The following is a 17,929-nucleotide window of genomic DNA, read 5'->3' as shown; positions in this document are numbered from 1 at the left end:
TTACTTGGACGTCCTAGTAAATTCGAGGGTATGGACGCTGACGCCATAGAGGAGGGCCGCCGACGGTGGCAGGCCCGGTACGACGCCGCGCGCAAGCGCGACGCTGACTTCACCACGCTCTCCGGCGATCCCGTGGAGCCGGTGTACGGGCCCCGGCCCGGGGACAGGTACGAGGGGTTCGAGCGGATCGGCTGGCCCGGGGAGTATCCCTTCACCCGCGGGCTGTACCCGACGGGCTACCGAGGCCGTACGTGGACCATCCGGCAGTTCGCCGGGTTCGGGAACGCCGAGCAGACCAACGAGCGGTACAAGATGATCCTCGCCGCCGGTGGCGGGGGTCTGTCCGTGGCCTTCGACATGCCGACGCTGATGGGACGCGACTCCGACGATCCCCGCTCGCTGGGCGAGGTCGGGCACTGCGGCGTGGCCATCGACTCGGCGGCCGACATGGACGTGCTGTTCCGGGACATCCCGCTCGGGGACGTCACGACGTCGATGACGATCAGCGGGCCCGCCGTGCCCGTCTTCTGCATGTACCTCGTCGCCGCGGAACGGCAGGGCGTCGACCCGTCGGTGCTGAACGGGACGCTGCAGACCGACATCTTCAAGGAGTACATCGCGCAGAAGGAGTGGCTCTTCCAGCCCGAGCCGCACCTGCGTCTGATCGGCGACCTGATGGAGTACTGCGCGGCCGGCATCCCCGCCTACAAGCCGCTCTCCGTCTCGGGCTACCACATCCGCGAGGCCGGCGCGACGGCCGCGCAGGAGCTGGCCTACACGCTGGCGGACGGCTTCGGGTACGTCGAGCTGGGGCTCAGCCGCGGGCTGGACGTGGACGTGTTCGCGCCCGGGCTGTCCTTCTTCTTCGACGCGCACGTCGACTTCTTCGAGGAGATCGCCAAGTTCCGCGCGGCGCGCAGGATCTGGGCCCGGTGGATGCGGGACGTGTACGGGGCGAAGACCGAGAAGGCGCAGTGGCTGCGCTTCCACACGCAGACCGCCGGGGTCTCGCTGACCGCGCAGCAGCCCTACAACAACGTCGTACGGACGGCCGTGGAGGCGCTGGCGGCGGTGCTCGGCGGCACCAACTCGCTGCACACCAACGCCCTGGACGAGACGCTGGCCCTGCCGAGCGAGCAGGCCGCGGAGATCGCCCTGCGCACGCAGCAGGTGCTGATGGAGGAGACCGGGGTCGCCAACGTCGCCGATCCGCTGGGCGGTTCCTGGTACGTCGAGCAGCTGACGGACCGGATCGAGGCGGACGCGGAGAAGATCTTCGACCAGATCAAGGAGCGGGGCCTGCGGGCGCACCCCGACGGGCAGCACCCGATCGGTCCGATCACCTCCGGCATCCTGCGCGGCATCGAGGACGGCTGGTTCACCGGCGAGATCGCCGAGTCGGCGTTCCGGTACCAGCAGGCGCTGGAGAAGGGCGACAAGAAGGTCGTCGGCGTCAACGTCCACACCGGGTCCGTCACCGGCGACCTGGAGATCCTGCGGGTCAGCCACGAGGTGGAACGGGAACAGGTGCGGCTGCTGCGGGAACGGAAGTCCGCGCGCGACGAAGCGCGGGTGCGCACCGCGCTCGACGGCATGGTGGCGGCCGCCCGGTCCGGTGCCAACATGATCGACCCCATGCTGGACGCCGTACGGGCGGAGGCGACGCTCGGGGAGATCTGCGGGGTGCTCCGGGACGAGTGGGGGGTGTACACGGAGCCGGCGGGCTTCTAGCCGAGCCGGGGGCGGGCGGCGGCTGCCTGCTTCGGCGGGCCCACCACCCCGCCCCCCGAGCTCCTCGGCCGAGCCGTGTCCGGCGAGCGGGAGCGGGCCGGGCTGGAGCAGGGGATCGGAGTCGTCCAGCGGGGCGGGGCGAGCCCGGGTCAGCGGGACGGGCTGCGCCCGCGTCGGCCGGGCGGGCCCGGACCCCGGCAGCCGGCGGATCGAGCCCCAGGCACCCAGATGGGCCGAGTCCGAGTCGGCGGGACGGGCCCGACCCGCGTCGGTCGGTGTCAGCCGGGCGGGCTGCGCCCGAGTCGGTGGGGGTGGGCCGAGCCCGAGTCAGCCGGACGGGGTCACCTTGAGTCATCCGGACGGGTCGAGTCTGAGTCAGTCGGGGCGGCCGAGGCGGAGTCGGCCGGACGGGTCGAGTCTGAGTCGCTCGGGCGGGCTGGGTCCGCGTCGGCGGGGTGGGCCGAGCCCAGTCGGCCATATGGGCCGGGCCGGCAGCCGGACGGCTGCGCCCGCGTCGGTGGGACGGTCTCACCCCGAGTCAGCCGGACGGGCGGGGCCCGCGTCGGTCGGACGGGTTCACGCCGAGCCAGCCGGACGGGCGGGGCCCGTGTCAGCCGGAAGGGTCGAGGCCGAGTCAGCCGGACGGGACAAGGCCGAGTCAGTCGGGTCGGCCGCATTCGGGTCGGCCGGAGTCGGGGCGGCCGAGGCGGGGCCCGTCGCCGTCAGACCCGTCAGCAGTACCCGTGTGAAGCCGTGGGCCCACTCCTCGTTCGCCGGTTCCGCGCTCACCAGGGTGCGGTGGACCACCGCACCCGCGACCATGTCGAAGATGAGGTCGGCCGTGCGGGCGGCGGTCGCCGGGTCGGGCTCCGGGGGGAGTTCGCCGCGGGCCTGGGCGCGGGCCCTTCCCTCCAGGACGAGCCGTTTCTGGCGGTCGACGATCGAGGCGCGGATGCGCGCCCGCAGGGCGTCGTCCCGGGTCGCCTCCGCCACCACCGCCATCAGGCCGCTCCGCGCCTCCGGGCGGGCCAGGATCGCGGCGAACTGGAGGACCACGCCCTCGATGTCCGCGGCGAGGCTGCCGCGGTCGGGCAGGCGCAGTTCGTCGAAGAGTTCCGCGACCGCGTCGACCACCAGCTCGTTCTTGCCCGCCCAGCGGCGATACAGGGTCGTCTTCGCAACCCCGGCGCGTGTGGCGACGTCTCCCAACGTGAGCTTGGACCAGCCGAGTTCGACCAGGGCCGCCCGGGTCGCGGCCAGGATCGCGGCGTCGGCGGTGGCACTGCGCGGTCGTCCCGTACGGCCGGCGGGCGTGCGGCTGTGCATGCCATGACCATAACCGGCGGGTCCTGGGGTGCCGTGAGGGAGATCACCGCGGGGTAGTGTTCCCGCGGCACCCGGTGCCATTACGCTACGACTCGTAGCGAAAGCATGGACGACCGACATGCTCGAGCGACGACCACGGGCGTCGGGTGGGGACCCGGCGCCGCACACCATCGGACATCACACGGCCGGACCGGCTTTCACGGCGGCTTTCACAGACACGCGCGGGACGGGGGAGGATAGACGCATGCAGCCACGGAACATGTCCATGAGCGGAGTCGTCGACCTCGCCGCGGTGAAGGCGGCCCAGGAGGCCAAGGCCAAGGCGGAGCAGGCGCGCGCACAAGCGGCCCGGCAGGGCGGCGGGCCGGGAGCCGTCTCCCCGGCCGATCTCGTCATCGACGTCAGCGAGAACACCTTCGAACGCGACGTCCTGCAGCGGTCCACCGAGGTCCCGGTCGTCATCGACTTCTGGGCCGAGTGGTGTGAGCCCTGCAAGCAGCTGAGCCCCGTCCTGGAGCGGCTCGCCGTCGAGTACAACGGGCGCTTCGTCCTCGCCAAGATCGACGTCGATGCCAACCAGATGCTGATGCAGCAGTTCGGGATCCAGGGGATCCCGGCGGTCTTCGCCGTCGTGGCCGGGCAGGCGCTGCCGCTCTTCCAGGGCGCCGCGGGCGAGGCGCAGATCCGGCAGACCCTGGACCAGCTGGTCACGGTCGCCGAGCAGCGCTTCGGCCTGACCGGTCTCACCGTCGACCCGGACGCCGAGCCGGGCGGCGGCGCCGAGGCGGCCCCCAGCCGGCCGGCCGGGCCGTACGACGCGCTCCTGGAGGCCGCCGTACAGGCGCTGGACTCGGGCGACCTGGCCGGTGCCGTCCAGGCGTACAAGAACGTGCTGAGCGAGGACCCGGGCAACGAGGAGGCCAAACTGGGCCTCGCGCAGGCCGAATTGCTCCGGCGCGTGCAGGGTCTGGACCCGCAGCAGGTGCGCAAGGACGCGGCCGAGAAGCCCGGCGATGTGCAGGCGCAGATCACCGCCGCCGACCTGGACCTGGTGGGCGGTCACGTCGAGGACGCCTTCGGGCGGCTCATCGAGACCGTGCAGCGCACGGCGGGCGACGACCGGGACGCCGTACGGGTGCGGCTGCTGGAGCTGTTCGAGGTCGTCGGCGCGGAGGACCCGCGGGTGATCGCGGCGCGCCGGGCGCTGGCCCGCGCCCTGTTCTGAGCGGCCGACCCGGGCGAGGCGGCGGCCCCGTTCTGACCAGTCGCTAAACCCAAGGGCCTGTGATGCCCGAGTGAAAAGTTCGCCGCGAGAAGCACACTGCGGCCGCGCTTTGCCAAAACTTGGTAATCGCGGCCGCTGTTACTGCGAGTAAGTCGTGGCTGTTGATCTGTCGGATTCTGTCCAGCGATCAACAGTTATGTACCGCACCTGTGTGCCACCGAGCGTCGCCGACCGCGACCACTGGGTCGCCCCGCGGTTATCCGGTCGTTACCCGCGAGTAACGAACCCCCTTGTGCGGGCGGCGAGAATGCACCACGATCGGCCACGCTCGGTCCATTGCCGCACCCCGACAGCCGGTCGGGTCGCGGGACTTCCTGGGTCCCCACCGAGCAGAGCCGGCGGCAGTGGCGCCGGCTCTTGGACAGGGGGGTCTTCGCTCATCGGCGAAGCCTGTCCAGCAGGGTTGTGCGTGATGCGTGTCAGGCGCGACCAGTGGTTGTCGCTCGGGGGTGATCGCCGGTGATTCGGGCGCGTTGTGCGCCGCCGAGCGCGGGCGCTCTCCTTCCCGAGGACGTAGCACTTCTCCCATCCCTGCCCGGCTTCAGCCGCGACTAGGGGCGAGCCAGGTCAGGAGATGTACGTCCGAGAAGGAGGAAATATGGAGTCCCAGGTGCGTGGCGGGACCAGATGGAAGCGGTTCGCTGTGGTCATGGTGCCCAGCGTCGCCGCTACGGCTGCGATAGGTGTCGCCCTCGCGCAGGGCGCTCTCGCCGCGTCGTTCAGTGTCTCCGGTCAGTCGTTCAAGGTGACGACCGAGCGGCTCGACGGCAAGGGCTTCGTCCAGTACGGCGCCCTTGACTCGGGTTACACGCTCGACGGCAAGAAGACGACCCACCCGGTGGCGGTCTCGGCGTTCAAGTCCGCGACCATCAAGGGTCTGTGCCAGTCCGTCGTCACCCCGAACATCCCGGTGCTCGGCAGCGTCAGCCTGGTGCTGAAGGCGGGCGGCGGCGAGACGCCGGTCGAGGCCGAGAACCTGTACATCGACGTCGAGGACCTCAGCGCCGATGCGACGTTCCGGAACATCGACATCGGTGTGGCCGCGAAGGACGCCGCCAAGGGTCCCGGCATCCAGAAGGGCGACACCGCGAACCCGTACGGATTCGCGCAGCAGGCCGACTCGGTCACCCTGACCGACGTGAAGCAGACGGCGTGGGCCACCACCGCCGGAACCTTCAAGCTCAGCGGCCTGAAGATGTCGCTGTCGACGGGTGTCAAGGAGTGCTACTAAGCACTCTTCAACGGGCGGGGGAGCCGATGGCGCCCCCGCCCGTCCACCTTCCGGCCGTGCGTTCACGCGCGGCACACATCACCACCACAGCAACGCCGTACCAGGGAGCTGTTTTCCATGAGCGCCGAGACCCCTGCCGCCCCCGGCCAGTTCACCCGCCGTAGGCAGCAGTTCCGCGCCTGGCGGGGCACGCGGCCGTTCTGGGCCGGCCTGTTCGTCATGCTCGGCGGACTCCCCATCGCCTACTTCCCGTACGCGAACCTCCAGATCGGTCACCTGACACTGGCGATGGCCACCACCGCGGGCGCCGGGTCCCTGATCATCGGCGTGCTGCTCGTCGTCCTCGGCGTCAGTCTCTGGTTCCAGAAGCACGTCCGCGTCTTCGCGGGTGTCGCAGCGATCCTGCTGGCGCTGGTGTCCATCCCCGTGTCCAACCTCGGCGGTTTCCTCGTCGGCTTCCTGCTCGCGCTCCTCGGCGGGGCGATGGCCGTGGCGTGGGCGCCGGGCGTACCGCCCGCGTCACAGCCGGTGCAGGAGGGCGGGCTGGGCAAGGGGGACGCCCCGCAGGGCACGGGCCCGGACACCACGGCCTTCCAGCCCGCCGAGGGCACGGCCGGGGCGTACGAGCCGAACGATCTGTCAGGAACGAGCCCGGCCAACGGGGCGAACGGGAGGCACAGTGCCGGCTGACGAGGTGACCCACGGGGCTGATGTGGAGGCGTCCCGTGTGAGAACCGGGCCGCGCCACGCGGCACCCAAGAAGCCGCTGTTCACCAGGTTCCACATGCCGGCCGGGAAGGCGATAGCCCTGGCGGCGATGCCGACGGCGGTCCTCATGGGGATGGGGTTCACGCCGACGCTCGCCCTCGCCGACAGCGAGAACTCCGCGACGCCGTCGTCGAAGAGCATGACCGCCGAGGAGTACAAGGACTGCGTCGCGGCCCTGGAGGACTCGCAGGACAAGGCCGCGTCGCCCACGCCGTCGCCGTCGGCGAGCGAGGACACGTCAGGCGACCAGGACGGTACGGCGCAGCCGAGCCCCTCGGCCTCCGCGCCGGACGGCACGGGCCAGGGCAGCGGAGCTTCGCCCTCTTCGCCGGATTCAGGTTCCGGCGACAAGGGCGACTCGGGCGACAAGTCCGAGCCGACGCCGGCTCCCTCGCCGAGCGAACCGTCCTCGGAGGGTGGTGCGGCCGGCACGCCGTCCCCTTCGCCGTCACAGTCGTCGGGCGGCGGCAATGTGCTGGAGGACATCGGCGACGCCATCACCGGCATCTTCACCGGCGACAAGGCGACGGCGAGCCCGAGCCCCACGCCGTCCCCCTCCGCCTCCGCCTCCGCCTCGGAGAGTCCGGCAGGTGCCGGTGAGGGCGCCTCCGACACGGTGAAGGACACCGCCGGCAAGGCCGCCGGAACGGCCGAGGACACCGCCAAGAACACCACCGACTCGGCGTCGAAGGCGGCCGGGGACCCGGCCGAGGCGGTCGAGAAGACCGCCGAGGACGCGGCCGGCGAGGCCACCGCCTCCCCGACCCCGAGCCCGTCGGCGAGCTCCACCACCAATCCCGAGGACTGCCCGGCCGCCACCGACGCCGAGGGCGGCGTCGACAACAAGGTCCCGCTGCCCGACGACCCCTGGTACCTGAACGCCAGCTCCCTCACCCTGAAGGGCGCCGACTACCAGGGCATCGTCGAGGTGCGGACCGCCAACGGCACGACCAAGAAGGTGCTGAAGTACGTCATATCCGAGGGCACCGACATCGGCGACCTGCACCAGACGGTGAAGGACAAGCAGTCCGGCAAGACCTACCACGTGCAGGCGGCCAAGGGCTCCACGTCCACGATCCGCGACGGCGAAACGGTGATGTACACGGAGAAGATCTCCGGGAACCTGCTCGGTCTGATCCCGGTCACCTTCGACCCGGAGCACCCGCCGCCGCTGAACATCCCGTTCATCTACTTCACCAACGTGAAGGTCACGCAGGCCGGCCAGTTCGGCGGGACCCTGCACGTGCCGGGGCTGCATCAGTACATCACCGACTGAGCGCCCGTGTGAGTGCGTTCGGGAGCCGCGCAAGTGCCGAGGGCGCCCCCTGTCGCAGGGGGCGCCCTCGGCGCCGTTCAGGGGCCCTTCCGGCCCTGCGGGATCAGCTCGTGGCGCCCAGGTGGTGGACGCGCACCATGTTGGTGGTGCCGGGGACGCCGGGGGGCGAGCCGGCGGTGATCACCACGACGTCGCCCTCGCTGAACATGCCCATCTTCAGGATCTCCTGGTCCACCAGGTCGACCATCTCGTCGGTGCTGTTCACGAACGGCACGACGTACGGCTCCACGCCCCAGCTCAGCGTCATCTGGTTGCGGGTGGACTCGTCCGTGGTGAACGCGATGATCGGCTGGGCGGCGCGGTAGCGGCACAGTCGGCGCGCGGTGTCACCGGACTGCGTGAAGGCCACCAGGCCCTTGCCGCCGAGGAAGTCGGCGATCTCGCAGGCCGCGCGGGCCACCGAACCGCCCTGCGTACGGGGCTTCTTGCCCGGCACCAGCGGCTGCAGTCCCTTGGACAGCAGCTCCTGCTCGGCCGCGGTGACGATCTTCGACATCGTCTTGACGGTCTCGATCGGGTACGCGCCCACGCTCGACTCGGCGGACAGCATGACCGCGTCGGCGCCGTCCAGGATCGCGTTGGCGACGTCGGAGGCCTCGGCGCGGGTCGGACGCGAGTTGGTGATCATCGACTCCATCATCTGGGTCGCCACGATCACCGGCTTGGCGTTGCGCCGGCACAGCTCGATCAGGCGCTTCTGCACCATCGGGACCTTCTCGAGCGGGTACTCGACGGCCAGGTCACCGCGGGCGACCATCACGCCGTCGAACGCCATCACGACGTCCTCCATGTTCTGCACCGCCTGCGGCTTCTCCACCTTGGCGATGACCGGGACGCGGCGGCCCTCCTCGTCCATGACGCGGTGCACGTCGTGCACGTCCTTGGCGTCGCGGACGAAGGACAGGGCGACCAGGTCGCAGCCCATGCGCAGCGCGAAGCGGAGGTCCTCGACGTCCTTCTCGGACAGGGCCGGGACGTTGACGGCCGCACCGGGCAGGTTGATGCCCTTGTGGTCGGAGATGACGCCGCCCTCGATGACGATCGTCCTCACGCGCGGGCCGTCGACCTCGGTGACCTTCAGCTCGACGTTGCCGTCGTTGATGAGGATCTGGTCGCCCTTGGCGACGTCGCCGGGCAGGCCCTTGTAGGTCGTCCCGCAGATCGTCTTGTCACCCGGGACGTCCTCGGTGGTGATGGTGAACTCGTCACCGCGCACCAGCTCGACGGGACCCTCGGCGAAGGTCTCCAGGCGGATCTTCGGGCCCTGCAGGTCGGCGAGGACACCGACGGCCCGGCCGGTCTCCTTGGCGGCGGCACGGACGCGGTCGTACCGCCCCTGGTGCTCGGCGTGCGTGCCGTGGCTGAAGTTGAAGCGGGCCACGTTCATGCCGGCTTCGATCAGCGCGACGAGCTGCTCGTGGGAGTCGACCGCGGGGCCGAGAGTACAGACGATTTTCGAACGGCGCATGGGGCGATCCTATCGGTTTGTTTCGCTGCGGAATATTCCGTCTGGCGGAAAATACAAAAGGGCGGGATGCCGCTCAGGTGAGATTCTCCGAGCCCTTTACCAGCGCGTAGGTCTGCGTCGCGATCTCCATTTCCTCGTCCGTCGGCACCACGGCCACCTTCACCCTGGCGTCGTCGGGCGAGATCAGCCGCGGCTCGTCGCCGCGTACGGCGTTCCGCTCGGCGTCCACCGCCAGGCCCAGCTCCTCCAGGCCCGCCACGGCGGCCTCGCGCACCGGCGCCGCGTTCTCGCCGACCCCGGCGGTGAAGGCGACCGCGTCCACCCGGCCGAGCACGGCGTAATAGGCGCCGATGTACTTCTTCAAGCGGTGAATGTAGATGTCGAAGGCCAGCTTCGCCCGCTCGTCACCCGCGTCGACGCGGCGGCGGATCTCCCTCATGTCGTTGTCGCCGCACAGACCGATCAGACCGCTCTTCTTGTTGAGCAGAGTGTCGATCTCGTCGGCGGACATTCCACCAACACGCATCAAATGGAAGATGACGGCCGGGTCCATGTCTCCGGATCGCGTACCCATCACGAGCCCCTCCAAAGGCGTCAGCCCCATGGAGGTGTCCACGCACCTGCCCGCCCTGACCGCGGATGCCGACGCCCCGTTGCCCAGGTGCAGCACGATCACGTTCACCTCGTCGGGCGCCTTGCCGAGCAGCTTCGCCGTCGCCCGGGAGACGTACGCGTGCGAGGTGCCGTGGAAGCCGTAGCGCCGGATGCGGTGCGCGTCGGCGGTCTCGACGTCGATGGCGTAGCGGGCGGCGGACTCCGGCATCGTCGTGTGGAAGGCGGTGTCGAAGACGGCGACCTGGGGCAGGTCGGGCCGCAGCGCCCGGGCCGTGCGTATCCCGGTCAGGTTGGCCGGGTTGTGGAGCGGGGCGACCGGGATCAGCCGCTCGATCTCGGCCAGCACGGTGTCGTCGATCACGGTCGGCTCGGTGAAGTGCTTGCCGCCGTGCACCACCCGGTGCCCGATCGCGGCCAGCTCCGGCGAGTCCAGCCCGAGGCCGTCCGCGGCGAGCTCCTCCGCCACGGCCTTCAGGGCGGCGTCGTGGTCGGCGATGGGACCGGTCCGCTCCCGGCTCTCGCCGCACGCCGGGGTGTGCTTGAGACGGGAGGTCTCCTCGCCGATCCGCTCGACGAGACCCACCGCCAGCCGGCCGCCGTCACGCATGTCGAGGAGCTGGTACTTCACGGACGAGGAGCCGGAGTTGAGGACGAGGACGCGGCTGGCAGTCACTGGGCGGGGGCCTTCTCGATCGGGGACAGGGGGGACGGGGCGGGGGACTGGGCCTGGATCGCCGTGATGGCGACGGTGGTGACGATGTCCTGGACGAGGGCGCCCCGGGACAGGTCGTTGACCGGCTTGCGCAGACCCTGCAGCACCGGCCCGACGGCGATCGCGCCGGCCGAGCGCTGCACGGCCTTGTAGGTGTTGTTGCCGGTGTTCAGGTCGGGGAAGATCAGCACGGTCGCGTGCCCGGCGACCTCCGAGTCCGGCAGCTTGGTCGCCGCGACCGACGGCTCCACGGCCGCGTCGTACTGGATCGGGCCCTCGGTCTTCAGGTCGGGGCGGCGCGCGCGGACGAGCTCGGTGGCCTCGCGCACCTTGTCGACGTCCGCGCCGAAGCCGGAGGTGCCGGTGGAGTACGACAGCATCGCGATGCGCGGCTCCACTCCGAACCGCGCGGCCGTGGTCGCCGACTGGATGGCGATGTCGGCGAGCTGCTCGGCGTTCGGATCCGGGTTGACCGCGCAGTCGCCGTAGACGAGCACCTTGTCGGCCAGGCACATGAAGAACACCGAGCTGACGATCTCCGCGTCCGGCTTGGTCTTGATGATCTCGAAGGCCGGCCGGATGGTCGCGGCCGTGGAGTGCACGGAGCCCGACACCATGCCGTCGGCGAGCCCCTGCTGGACCATCAGCGTGCCGAAGTAGTTCACGTCGGAGACGACGTCGTACGCCAGCTCGACGGTGACGCCCTTGTGGGCGCGCAGCGCCGCGTACTGCTCGGCGAAGGCGTCGCGCAGCTCGGAGGTGGCCGGGTCGATCAGCTGGGAGTCGCCGAGGTCGATGCCCAGGTCGGCGGCCTTCTTGCGGATCTGGTCGACCGGGCCCAGCAGCGTCAGCTCGCAGACGCCCCGGCGCAGCAGCACCTCGGCCGCGTGCAGCACCCGCTCCTCGGTGCCCTCCGGGAGGACGACGCGGCGCAGGTCGGAACGGGCCTGCTCCAGCAGCTTGTGCTCGAACATCATCGGCGTCACGCGGTCGCTGCTGGGCGCGGAGACCCGGTTGTTCAGGTCGACGGTGTCGACGTACCGCTCGAACAGGCCGAGCGCCCGCTCCGCCTTGCGCGGGGTGGCCGCGTTGAGCTTGCCCTCCAGGGAGAACAGCTGCTCGGCGGTGGGGAAGCTGGTGCCGGGCACCGAGACCACCGGGGTGCCGGGGGCGAGGCGGGCGGTGAGGGTGAGGATGTCGTCGCCGGGGACCTCGTCGAGGGTGAGGAGCACGCCGGCTATCGGCGGGGTGCCGGCGCTGTGCGCGGCGAGCGAGCCGACGACCAGGTCCGCGCGGTCGCCCGGGGTCACGACCAGGCAGCCCGGGGTCAGGGCGCTCAGGAAGTTCGGCAGCATGGCGCCGCCGAAGACGAAGCCGAGCACGTCCCGGGCGAGCCCGGAGTCGTCGCCGAGCACCACCTTGGCGCCGAGGGCGTGCACGATCTGGGCGACCGTCGGGGCGGACAGCGCCGGCTCGTCGGGCAGTACGTAACAGGGCACGGGGAGCCGGTCGGCCAGCTGTTCGGCGATCACGTCCCGGTCCTCGCGGACGACCCGGTTGGTGACCATGGCGAGCACGTCGCAGCCGAGACCGTCGTACGCCCGGTAGGCGTTGCGCGTCTCGGCCAGCACCGACTCGGCGTTCTGCCTGCGCCCGCCCACCACCGGGATCACGGACGCGCCGAACTCGTTGGCGAGCCGGGCGTTGAGGGACAGCTCGTCCGGCAGCTGGGTGTCGGCGAAGTCGGTGCCGAGGACGAGGACGACGTCGTAGTCGCGGGCGACCAGGTGGAACCGTTCGACGAGCGTGGCCACCAGCTCGTCGGTCCCGCGCTCGGCCTGCAGGGCGGACGCCTCGTGGTAGTCCATGCCGTAGACGGTCGCCGGGTCCTGGGACAGCCGGTAGCGGGCCCGCAGCAGCTCGAAGAGGCGGTCGGGCCCGTCGTGGACGAGGGGACGGAAGACACCCACCCGGTCGACCTGCCGGGTCAGGAGTTCCATGACCCCCAGCTCGACGACCTGGCGGCCGTCGCCGCGGTCGATACCGGTCACGTACACGCTGCGGGTCACGCGTGCTCTCCGTTTCGTCTCTGAGGGGTTTCGTGTGTGCGGGGCTCGGGTCACCGAGGAGCGGGGGTACAAAAATCGCCCACCGAGGTGAGCAGAACCCTCTTGACAATACCTCTGTGGATGGATAAGGCGCCCGTCAGAGTGGGGGCGGCACCGGGCTGTGGGCCGTGGAACAATCGACAGTGGCTCACCGGTATCAACAGCGAGCAGGAGACACAGCACGATGCGTATCGGAGTTCTCACCGCAGGCGGCGACTGCCCCGGCCTGAACGCAGTGATCCGGTCGGTCGTGCACCGAGCGGTCGACAACTACGGCGACGAGGTCATCGGCTTCGAGGACGGTTACGCGGGCCTGCTGGACGGCCGTTACCGCAACCTCGACCTCAACGGGGTCAGCGGCATCCTCGCCCGCGGCGGCACCATCCTCGGCTCCTCCCGCCTGGAGCGCGACCGGCTGCGCGAGGCCTGCGTCAACGCCTCCGACATGATCCGCGACTTCGGCATCGACGCGCTGATCCCGATCGGCGGCGAGGGCACGCTGACGGCGGCCCGGATGCTGTCCGACGCGGGCCTGCCGGTGGTCGGCGTGCCGAAGACCATCGACAACGACATCTCCTCCACCGACCGCACCTTCGGCTTCGACACCGCGGTCGGTGTCGCCACGGAGGCGATGGACCGCCTGAAGACGACGGCGGAGTCCCACCAGCGGGTGATGGTCGTCGAGGTCATGGGCCGTCACGCGGGCTGGATCGCGCTGGAGTCCGGTATGGCCGCCGGTGCGCACGGCATCTGCCTGCCCGAGCGTGCCTTCGACCCCGCCGGCCTCGTCAAGATGGTCGAGGAGCGCTTCAACCGCGGCAAGAAGTTCGCCGTCATCTGCGTCGCCGAGGGCGCCCACCCCGCCGACGGCACGATGGACTACGGCAAGGGCGAGATCGACCAGTACGGCCACGAGCGCTTCCAGGGCATCGGCACGGCCCTCGCCCACGAGCTGGAGCGGCGCCTGGGCAAGGAGGCCAAGCCGGTCATTCTCGGCCACGTCCAGCGCGGCGGCACGCCGACCGCGTACGACCGGGTGCTCGCCACGCGGTTCGGCTGGCACGCCGTGGAGGCCGCGCACCGCGGCGAGTTCGGCCACATGACCGCACTGCGCGGCACCGACATCGTGATGGTGCCGCTGGCGGAGGCGGTGACCGAGCTGAAGACGGTGCCGAAGGACCGGATGGACGAGGCGGAGTCGGTCTTCTAGCCGGAGCTGCCTCCGGCGCCGTGTTCGGCCGCCGTGGTCCAGAAGTGGTCCACGATCCGGTCGAGGAACTCCCGGCCCGCGTCCCCGGCGTCCCTGCCACCGCCGCCCCAGCTCAGCGTGGCGGCCATCTGTCCCTGATAGTTCTCGTGCAGCTGCTGGAGTACGGACTCCAGCAGCCGCTTCTCCAGCGGCACGATCTTCCCGACCGGACGCACGTAGGCCTGCCACCGCGTGGTGACGGCGCTGTGCAGCAGCTCGGCGAGCTTCGTCTCCCGCCCGGTGACGGTGACGAAGTCGGGCAGGGACAGCTCGAGCAGATCGGCCAGGGCGGCGGACTGGCGCTCGGTGCCCCGCCAGGCGTCGTTCTCCTCCATCCGCAGGTAGGCGGGGAGGTCGTGCCCGACGGCGCGGGCGACGTCCTCCGGGGCGAGGCCGCGTGCGACGCGGTGTTCACGCAGGGTACGGGGCCTGCCGATGAGCTCGCCGGGCGAGCACCACAGCACACCCGCGAGAGCGGTCAGTTCGGGACTGGACGGAGCGGTGATCCCGCGTTCCCACGCGATCACGAGATCCGGCGTGACGTACGGCAGCCCGTACGAGACCCGCATGCCGTAGGCGACGTGCTCGGGTCCCATTCCCAGGGCGGCACGCAGGCGACGGGCGGCGGAGGCGTTGAACGGCGGGGCGTGGTCCGAGGGAGCGGACTGGTTCGTTCGAGCAGTGGGTCGGCGCACGGCCACAACGTAGGGGCACGGGTCCGTTTTGACTACGATCTGTTCGGCCGAGATCACAGATTGTAGGAACCTACGGCTACCGGCGGGTTCGCCGCGGACCCGGAACGCTCACCCCTTCATGGCCCCGCCCAGCGCGAACCCGCCCCCCAGTCGCCGCGCGATCAGTACGTACAGCACGATCACCGGAGTCGAGTACACGATCGAGAACGCGGCCAGCTGTCCGTACGCCACCATGCCACGGTTCCCGAAGAACTCGTTGATGCTGACGGACGCGGGCATCCGGTCCGGGGTGAGCAGCAGCATGAAGGGCACGAAGAAGTTGCCCCACATCATCACGAACGAGAACACCGTCACCACCGCCGTCCCCGGCCCCATCAGCGGCAGCACGATCCGCGTCAGCGACTGAAGGGCACTCGCGCCGTCGGTCCACGCCGCCTCCTCCAGCTCCTTCGGCACGCCGTCCATGAAGTTCTTCATCAGCCAGATGGCGAAGGGGAGTTGGGAGGCCGCGAAGAAGAAAATAGTGCCCTGCGCGGTGTCGATGAGGTCGACCCGCACGAACAGGGCGTACACCGGGACCATGATCGCCGTGATGGGCAGGCTGGTGGCGAAGAGGATCGTCAGCAGGAACGGGCGGTTCAGGCGGGAGAGGAACCGGGACAGGGGGTAGGCCGCCAGGGCCGCGCACACCACCGTCAGCGCGGTCGCGCCCCCGCACAGGATCAGGCTGTTCAGCAGGGGCGTGAAGGTGATCTCGGGGGTCAGGATCGCGTCGAAGTGGTCCAGCGTGAGGCCGTCGGGGGTCCTGACCCGCAGGTCAGCGTGCGGGTCGAGGGCGGACAGCACCACCCAGGCCAGGGGCAGGGCGAAGGCGGCGGCGACGAGCAGCAGACCCGCGTCTGCGGCCAGGCGGCGGGCCGTACGGCGGGAGGTGAGGGGGAGAGCCATGAGGGGCGTCAGACCTCCGTCCGCAGCAGGCGCAGGTACACGAGGGAGAACAGGGAGCCGACCAGCAGGAGCAGCAGGGCGACGGCGGTGCCGTACCCGATGAGGCTGTTCTGGAAGGCCTGTTCGTACATGAACAGCGGCAGGGTCTGGCTCCTGCCGCCCGGGCCGCCCCTGGTCATCACCCAGATCAGGCCGAAGACGGACAGCGTCTGGAGGGTGTTGAGCATCAGGTTCGTGCCGATCGAGCGTCGGATCATCGGCAGCGTGATGTGCCACAGGCGGCGCCAGCCGCCGGCCCCGTCGACCTCGGCGGCCTCGGTGATCTCCCGCGGTACCTCGTCGAGGGCCGCCGAGTAGACCAGCATGGACAAGGCCGTGCCGCGCCAGACGTTCGCGAAGGACACGGCCAGGATGGGGAGGGTGAACAGCCAGTTCTGGGACGGCAGACCGAGCCAGTCCAGGAGGGCGTTGAGGGTCCCCTCGCGGCGGAAGAAGGCGTAGAGCAGGAACCCGGCCACGACCTCCGGCAGCACCCACGCCGTGACCACGATCCCGCCGGTGAGCGTGCGGACCGGCTTCGACGCCCGCCGCATGAGCGCCGCGAGGGCGAGCCCGAGGGTGTTCTGGCCGACGAGGGACGACAGGACGGTGAAGACGAGGGTCAGCCATACCGCGTTGAGGAACTCCTCGTCGCCGAACGCGCGCCGGAAGTTGTCGAAACCGACGAACGACTCCCGTGCCTGCCCGGTGAGCTGGAGGTCGGTGAAGGCGATGTAGACGCAGTAGCCGATCGGTCCGGCGAGGAAGAGGAGCAGGAGGACGACGGCGGGGGAGAGGGGCAGGAGGCGGGCCGGCGAGCGCCGGAGGCGGGGCGGTCGAGACGCGGAGGGCCGCGGACCCGGCCGGCCCGGGGGCGCCTCGACGACGGGGCCCGGGCCGCCGTGCGGTGCGGTGGTCATGGCTGGGGGCGTCCGCTCACTTCTCGACGACCTCGTTGTCGGTGGCGTCCTTGAGGGCGTCGTCGTACCCGCGCGCGGCCTCCTCGACGGACAGGTCCCCTGTCGTGACGCCCTCCATGGCTTCCTGGATCGCGGTGGAGACCTTCGGGTACGCCGGGTACGCGGGCCGATAGTGGGTGTGGGCGACCAGGCCGGTGAAGAACGCGGTGCCGGGCTGGGCGGTGGCGTACGAGGGGTCGGCCGCTACGTCCTCGCGTACGGCGATGCCGGAGTTGGCGACGTACCACTTCTTGGCGTTGGCCCTCGTCTGCATCGTCTTGATGAACTCGAAGGCCAGGTCCGGGTTGGCTGCCTTGGCCGGGATCGACCAGGTCCAGCCGCCGGACATGCTCACCTTGCCGGGGGCCTGGCCGTGCTGGGTCGGCATGGCGGCGAGGCCGAGTTCGTCCGGCCACCCGGGCCATTCGTGGCCGCTGCCCTTCAACCAGTCCTGCGGAAGCCAGGAGCCGTCCAGGGCGATGCCGAGCCTGCCCTGCGGGAGCCACTCGCCCCGGACGCGGGTCATGACATGGGGGTCTAGGGCGTCGGAGACGTCCGGCCCGAGTTTCTCCCGGTAGACGGTCTCCACGAAGGACAGGGCGTCCTTGAAGCCCTGGCTGCCGGCGATCCACTTCTTGCTGCTCTTGTCGTACAGGGGGTCCTGTGTGCCGTCGTTCGTCCCGTAGAGCAGCATCTCGAAGGTCTGCATGGTGGCGGCCTCGCCGACGGGTTTGCCGGTGTAGACGTTCAGGGGGATGACGCCGGGGACCTTCCGTTTGATGGTGCGGGCGGCGTCGAGGACGTCCTTCCAGGTCTTCGGCTGCCAGTCGGCCGGTAGGCCCGCCTTGTGGAAGATGTCCTTGCTGAACCACAGGCCGCGGGTGTCGGTGCCGTCCGGGACGCCGTACGTCTTGCCGTCCTCGCCCTTGGCGGCCGCCTTCGCCGTGTCGATGAACCGGTCCCAGTCGGGCCATGTGGCGAGGTAGGGGTCCAGGGGCTTCAGATACCCGCTGGTGATGTCCGAGTTGATGAGGAAGGTGTCCTCGTAGACCAGGTCCGGGGCGGTCCTCGGGGAGCGGAGCATCTGCTGGAGCTTGGTGTAGTACTCCGAGTCCGGGGCCTTGATGGGCACGAACTCCACCTTCTTGCCCGGGTGTTGTCTCTCGAACTGCTTCTTGATGTCCGTGAGGTAGGTGTCCATCACCTTGATGGAGTTGTCCGTGGACTGTTTGAAGGAGACCTTGACGGTGTCCGGGTCGCTGCCGGGGCCACCGCCGCAGGCGGTGAGGGTGGTCGCGGCGGCGAGGCCGAGGGCGAGGAGGGAGGTGAGGGCGGCGGTGGGGCGCACGGGCATGACCTCCTGCGGGCGCACGTCGTGGTGGCCCAAGTCGTCTGCCCAGTGAACGTAAGAGGAGTGGTCTAGTCAGGTCAATGCGTGTGCGGCGGCCCGGCCATAAAG

General features: G+C 70.3%; 14 protein-coding genes. 6 read left to right on the top strand and 8 right to left on the bottom strand.

What is annotated here, in order from left to right; translation table 11 throughout:
* The first annotated feature begins 30 nt into the window (after nt 1-30).
* Nucleotides 31-1,731, top strand: coding sequence for an acyl-CoA mutase large subunit family protein (locus tag ACFPZJ_RS14780; protein WP_381021360.1), 1,701 nt, complete (start codon nt 31-33; stop codon nt 1,729-1,731).
* A 576-nt stretch (nt 1,732-2,307) separates the two neighbouring features.
* Here ACFPZJ_RS14780 and ACFPZJ_RS14775 read toward each other — a convergent pair.
* Entirely contained in the window at nt 2,308-3,057 is a 750-nt protein-coding gene (locus tag ACFPZJ_RS14775; protein ID WP_381021358.1) for a TetR/AcrR family transcriptional regulator, read from the bottom strand.
* A 244-nt stretch (nt 3,058-3,301) separates the two neighbouring features.
* Between ACFPZJ_RS14775 and ACFPZJ_RS14770 the strand changes: the two genes are divergently transcribed.
* The 4 genes from ACFPZJ_RS14770 to ACFPZJ_RS14755 all read left to right on the top strand — a co-directional run bounded on the left by ACFPZJ_RS14770 (nt 3,302) and on the right by ACFPZJ_RS14755 (nt 7,617).
* A complete protein-coding gene (locus ACFPZJ_RS14770) occupies nt 3,302-4,282 on the top strand; it encodes a tetratricopeptide repeat protein (RefSeq protein ID WP_381021357.1) in 981 nt (326 codons plus the stop codon).
* Nucleotides 4,283-4,940: 658 nt separating this feature from the next.
* On the top strand, nt 4,941-5,573 hold the full coding sequence (locus tag ACFPZJ_RS14765) for a DUF6230 family protein (RefSeq protein WP_381021356.1): 633 nt from the start codon (nt 4,941-4,943) through the stop codon (nt 5,571-5,573).
* 117 nt (nt 5,574-5,690) lie between these two features.
* Nucleotides 5,691-6,263 (top strand): DUF6114 domain-containing protein, encoded by a 573-nt coding sequence (locus tag ACFPZJ_RS14760; protein WP_381021355.1) that lies wholly within the window; start codon nt 5,691-5,693, stop codon nt 6,261-6,263.
* Nucleotides 6,253-7,617 carry a hypothetical protein gene (locus ACFPZJ_RS14755; protein WP_381021353.1) on the top strand — a complete coding sequence of 455 codons (1,365 nt, stop codon included), beginning with the start codon at nt 6,253-6,255 and terminating at the stop codon, nt 7,615-7,617. Before ACFPZJ_RS14760 ends, ACFPZJ_RS14755 begins: the two co-directional genes overlap by 11 nt.
* A gap of 103 nt (nt 7,618-7,720) precedes the next feature.
* On the opposite strand, the gene pyk is transcribed toward ACFPZJ_RS14755, so the two are convergent.
* The 3 genes from pyk to pta form a co-directional block, all read right to left on the bottom strand.
* On the bottom strand, nt 7,721-9,145 hold the full coding sequence (pyk, locus tag ACFPZJ_RS14750) for a pyruvate kinase (protein WP_381021351.1): 1,425 nt from the start codon (nt 9,143-9,145) through the stop codon (nt 7,721-7,723).
* 73 nt (nt 9,146-9,218) lie between these two features.
* Entirely contained in the window at nt 9,219-10,433 is a 1,215-nt protein-coding gene (locus tag ACFPZJ_RS14745) for an acetate kinase (protein WP_381021350.1), read from the bottom strand.
* On the bottom strand, nt 10,430-12,541 hold the full coding sequence (pta, locus tag ACFPZJ_RS14740; RefSeq protein ID WP_381021348.1) for a phosphate acetyltransferase: 2,112 nt from the start codon (nt 12,539-12,541) through the stop codon (nt 10,430-10,432). The genes ACFPZJ_RS14745 and pta overlap by 4 nt, the downstream gene beginning before the upstream one ends.
* A 223-nt stretch (nt 12,542-12,764) precedes the next feature.
* Between pta and ACFPZJ_RS14735 the strand changes: the two genes are divergently transcribed.
* Nucleotides 12,765-13,790, top strand: coding sequence for an ATP-dependent 6-phosphofructokinase (locus ACFPZJ_RS14735; RefSeq protein WP_381021346.1), 1,026 nt, complete (start codon nt 12,765-12,767; stop codon nt 13,788-13,790).
* On the opposite strand, the gene ACFPZJ_RS14730 is transcribed toward ACFPZJ_RS14735, so the two are convergent.
* The 4 genes from ACFPZJ_RS14730 to ACFPZJ_RS14715 all read right to left on the bottom strand — a co-directional run bounded on the left by ACFPZJ_RS14730 (nt 13,787) and on the right by ACFPZJ_RS14715 (nt 17,824).
* Nucleotides 13,787-14,524, bottom strand: coding sequence for a helix-turn-helix domain-containing protein (locus ACFPZJ_RS14730; protein WP_381021344.1), 738 nt, complete (start codon nt 14,522-14,524; stop codon nt 13,787-13,789). The genes ACFPZJ_RS14735 and ACFPZJ_RS14730 overlap by 4 nt on opposite strands.
* Before the next feature lie 108 nt (nt 14,525-14,632).
* Complete coding sequence (locus tag ACFPZJ_RS14725; protein WP_381021343.1) at nt 14,633-15,472, bottom strand: carbohydrate ABC transporter permease; 840 nt, start codon at nt 15,470-15,472, stop codon at nt 14,633-14,635.
* A gap of 8 nt (nt 15,473-15,480) precedes the next feature.
* A complete protein-coding gene (locus ACFPZJ_RS14720; RefSeq protein WP_381021341.1) occupies nt 15,481-16,431 on the bottom strand; it encodes a carbohydrate ABC transporter permease in 951 nt (316 codons plus the stop codon).
* Between the two features lie 16 nt (nt 16,432-16,447).
* Entirely contained in the window at nt 16,448-17,824 is a 1,377-nt protein-coding gene (locus ACFPZJ_RS14715) for an extracellular solute-binding protein (protein WP_381021339.1), read from the bottom strand.
* Nucleotides 17,825-17,929: the final 105 nt, after the last annotated feature.

The organism is Streptomyces bullii (assembly GCF_042657145.1).
Lineage (GTDB): Bacteria > Actinomycetota > Actinomycetes > Streptomycetales > Streptomycetaceae > Streptomyces > Streptomyces bullii.
Note: the sequence above shows the minus strand (reverse complement) of the source record. Positions and strands in the feature narration are given on the sequence as shown.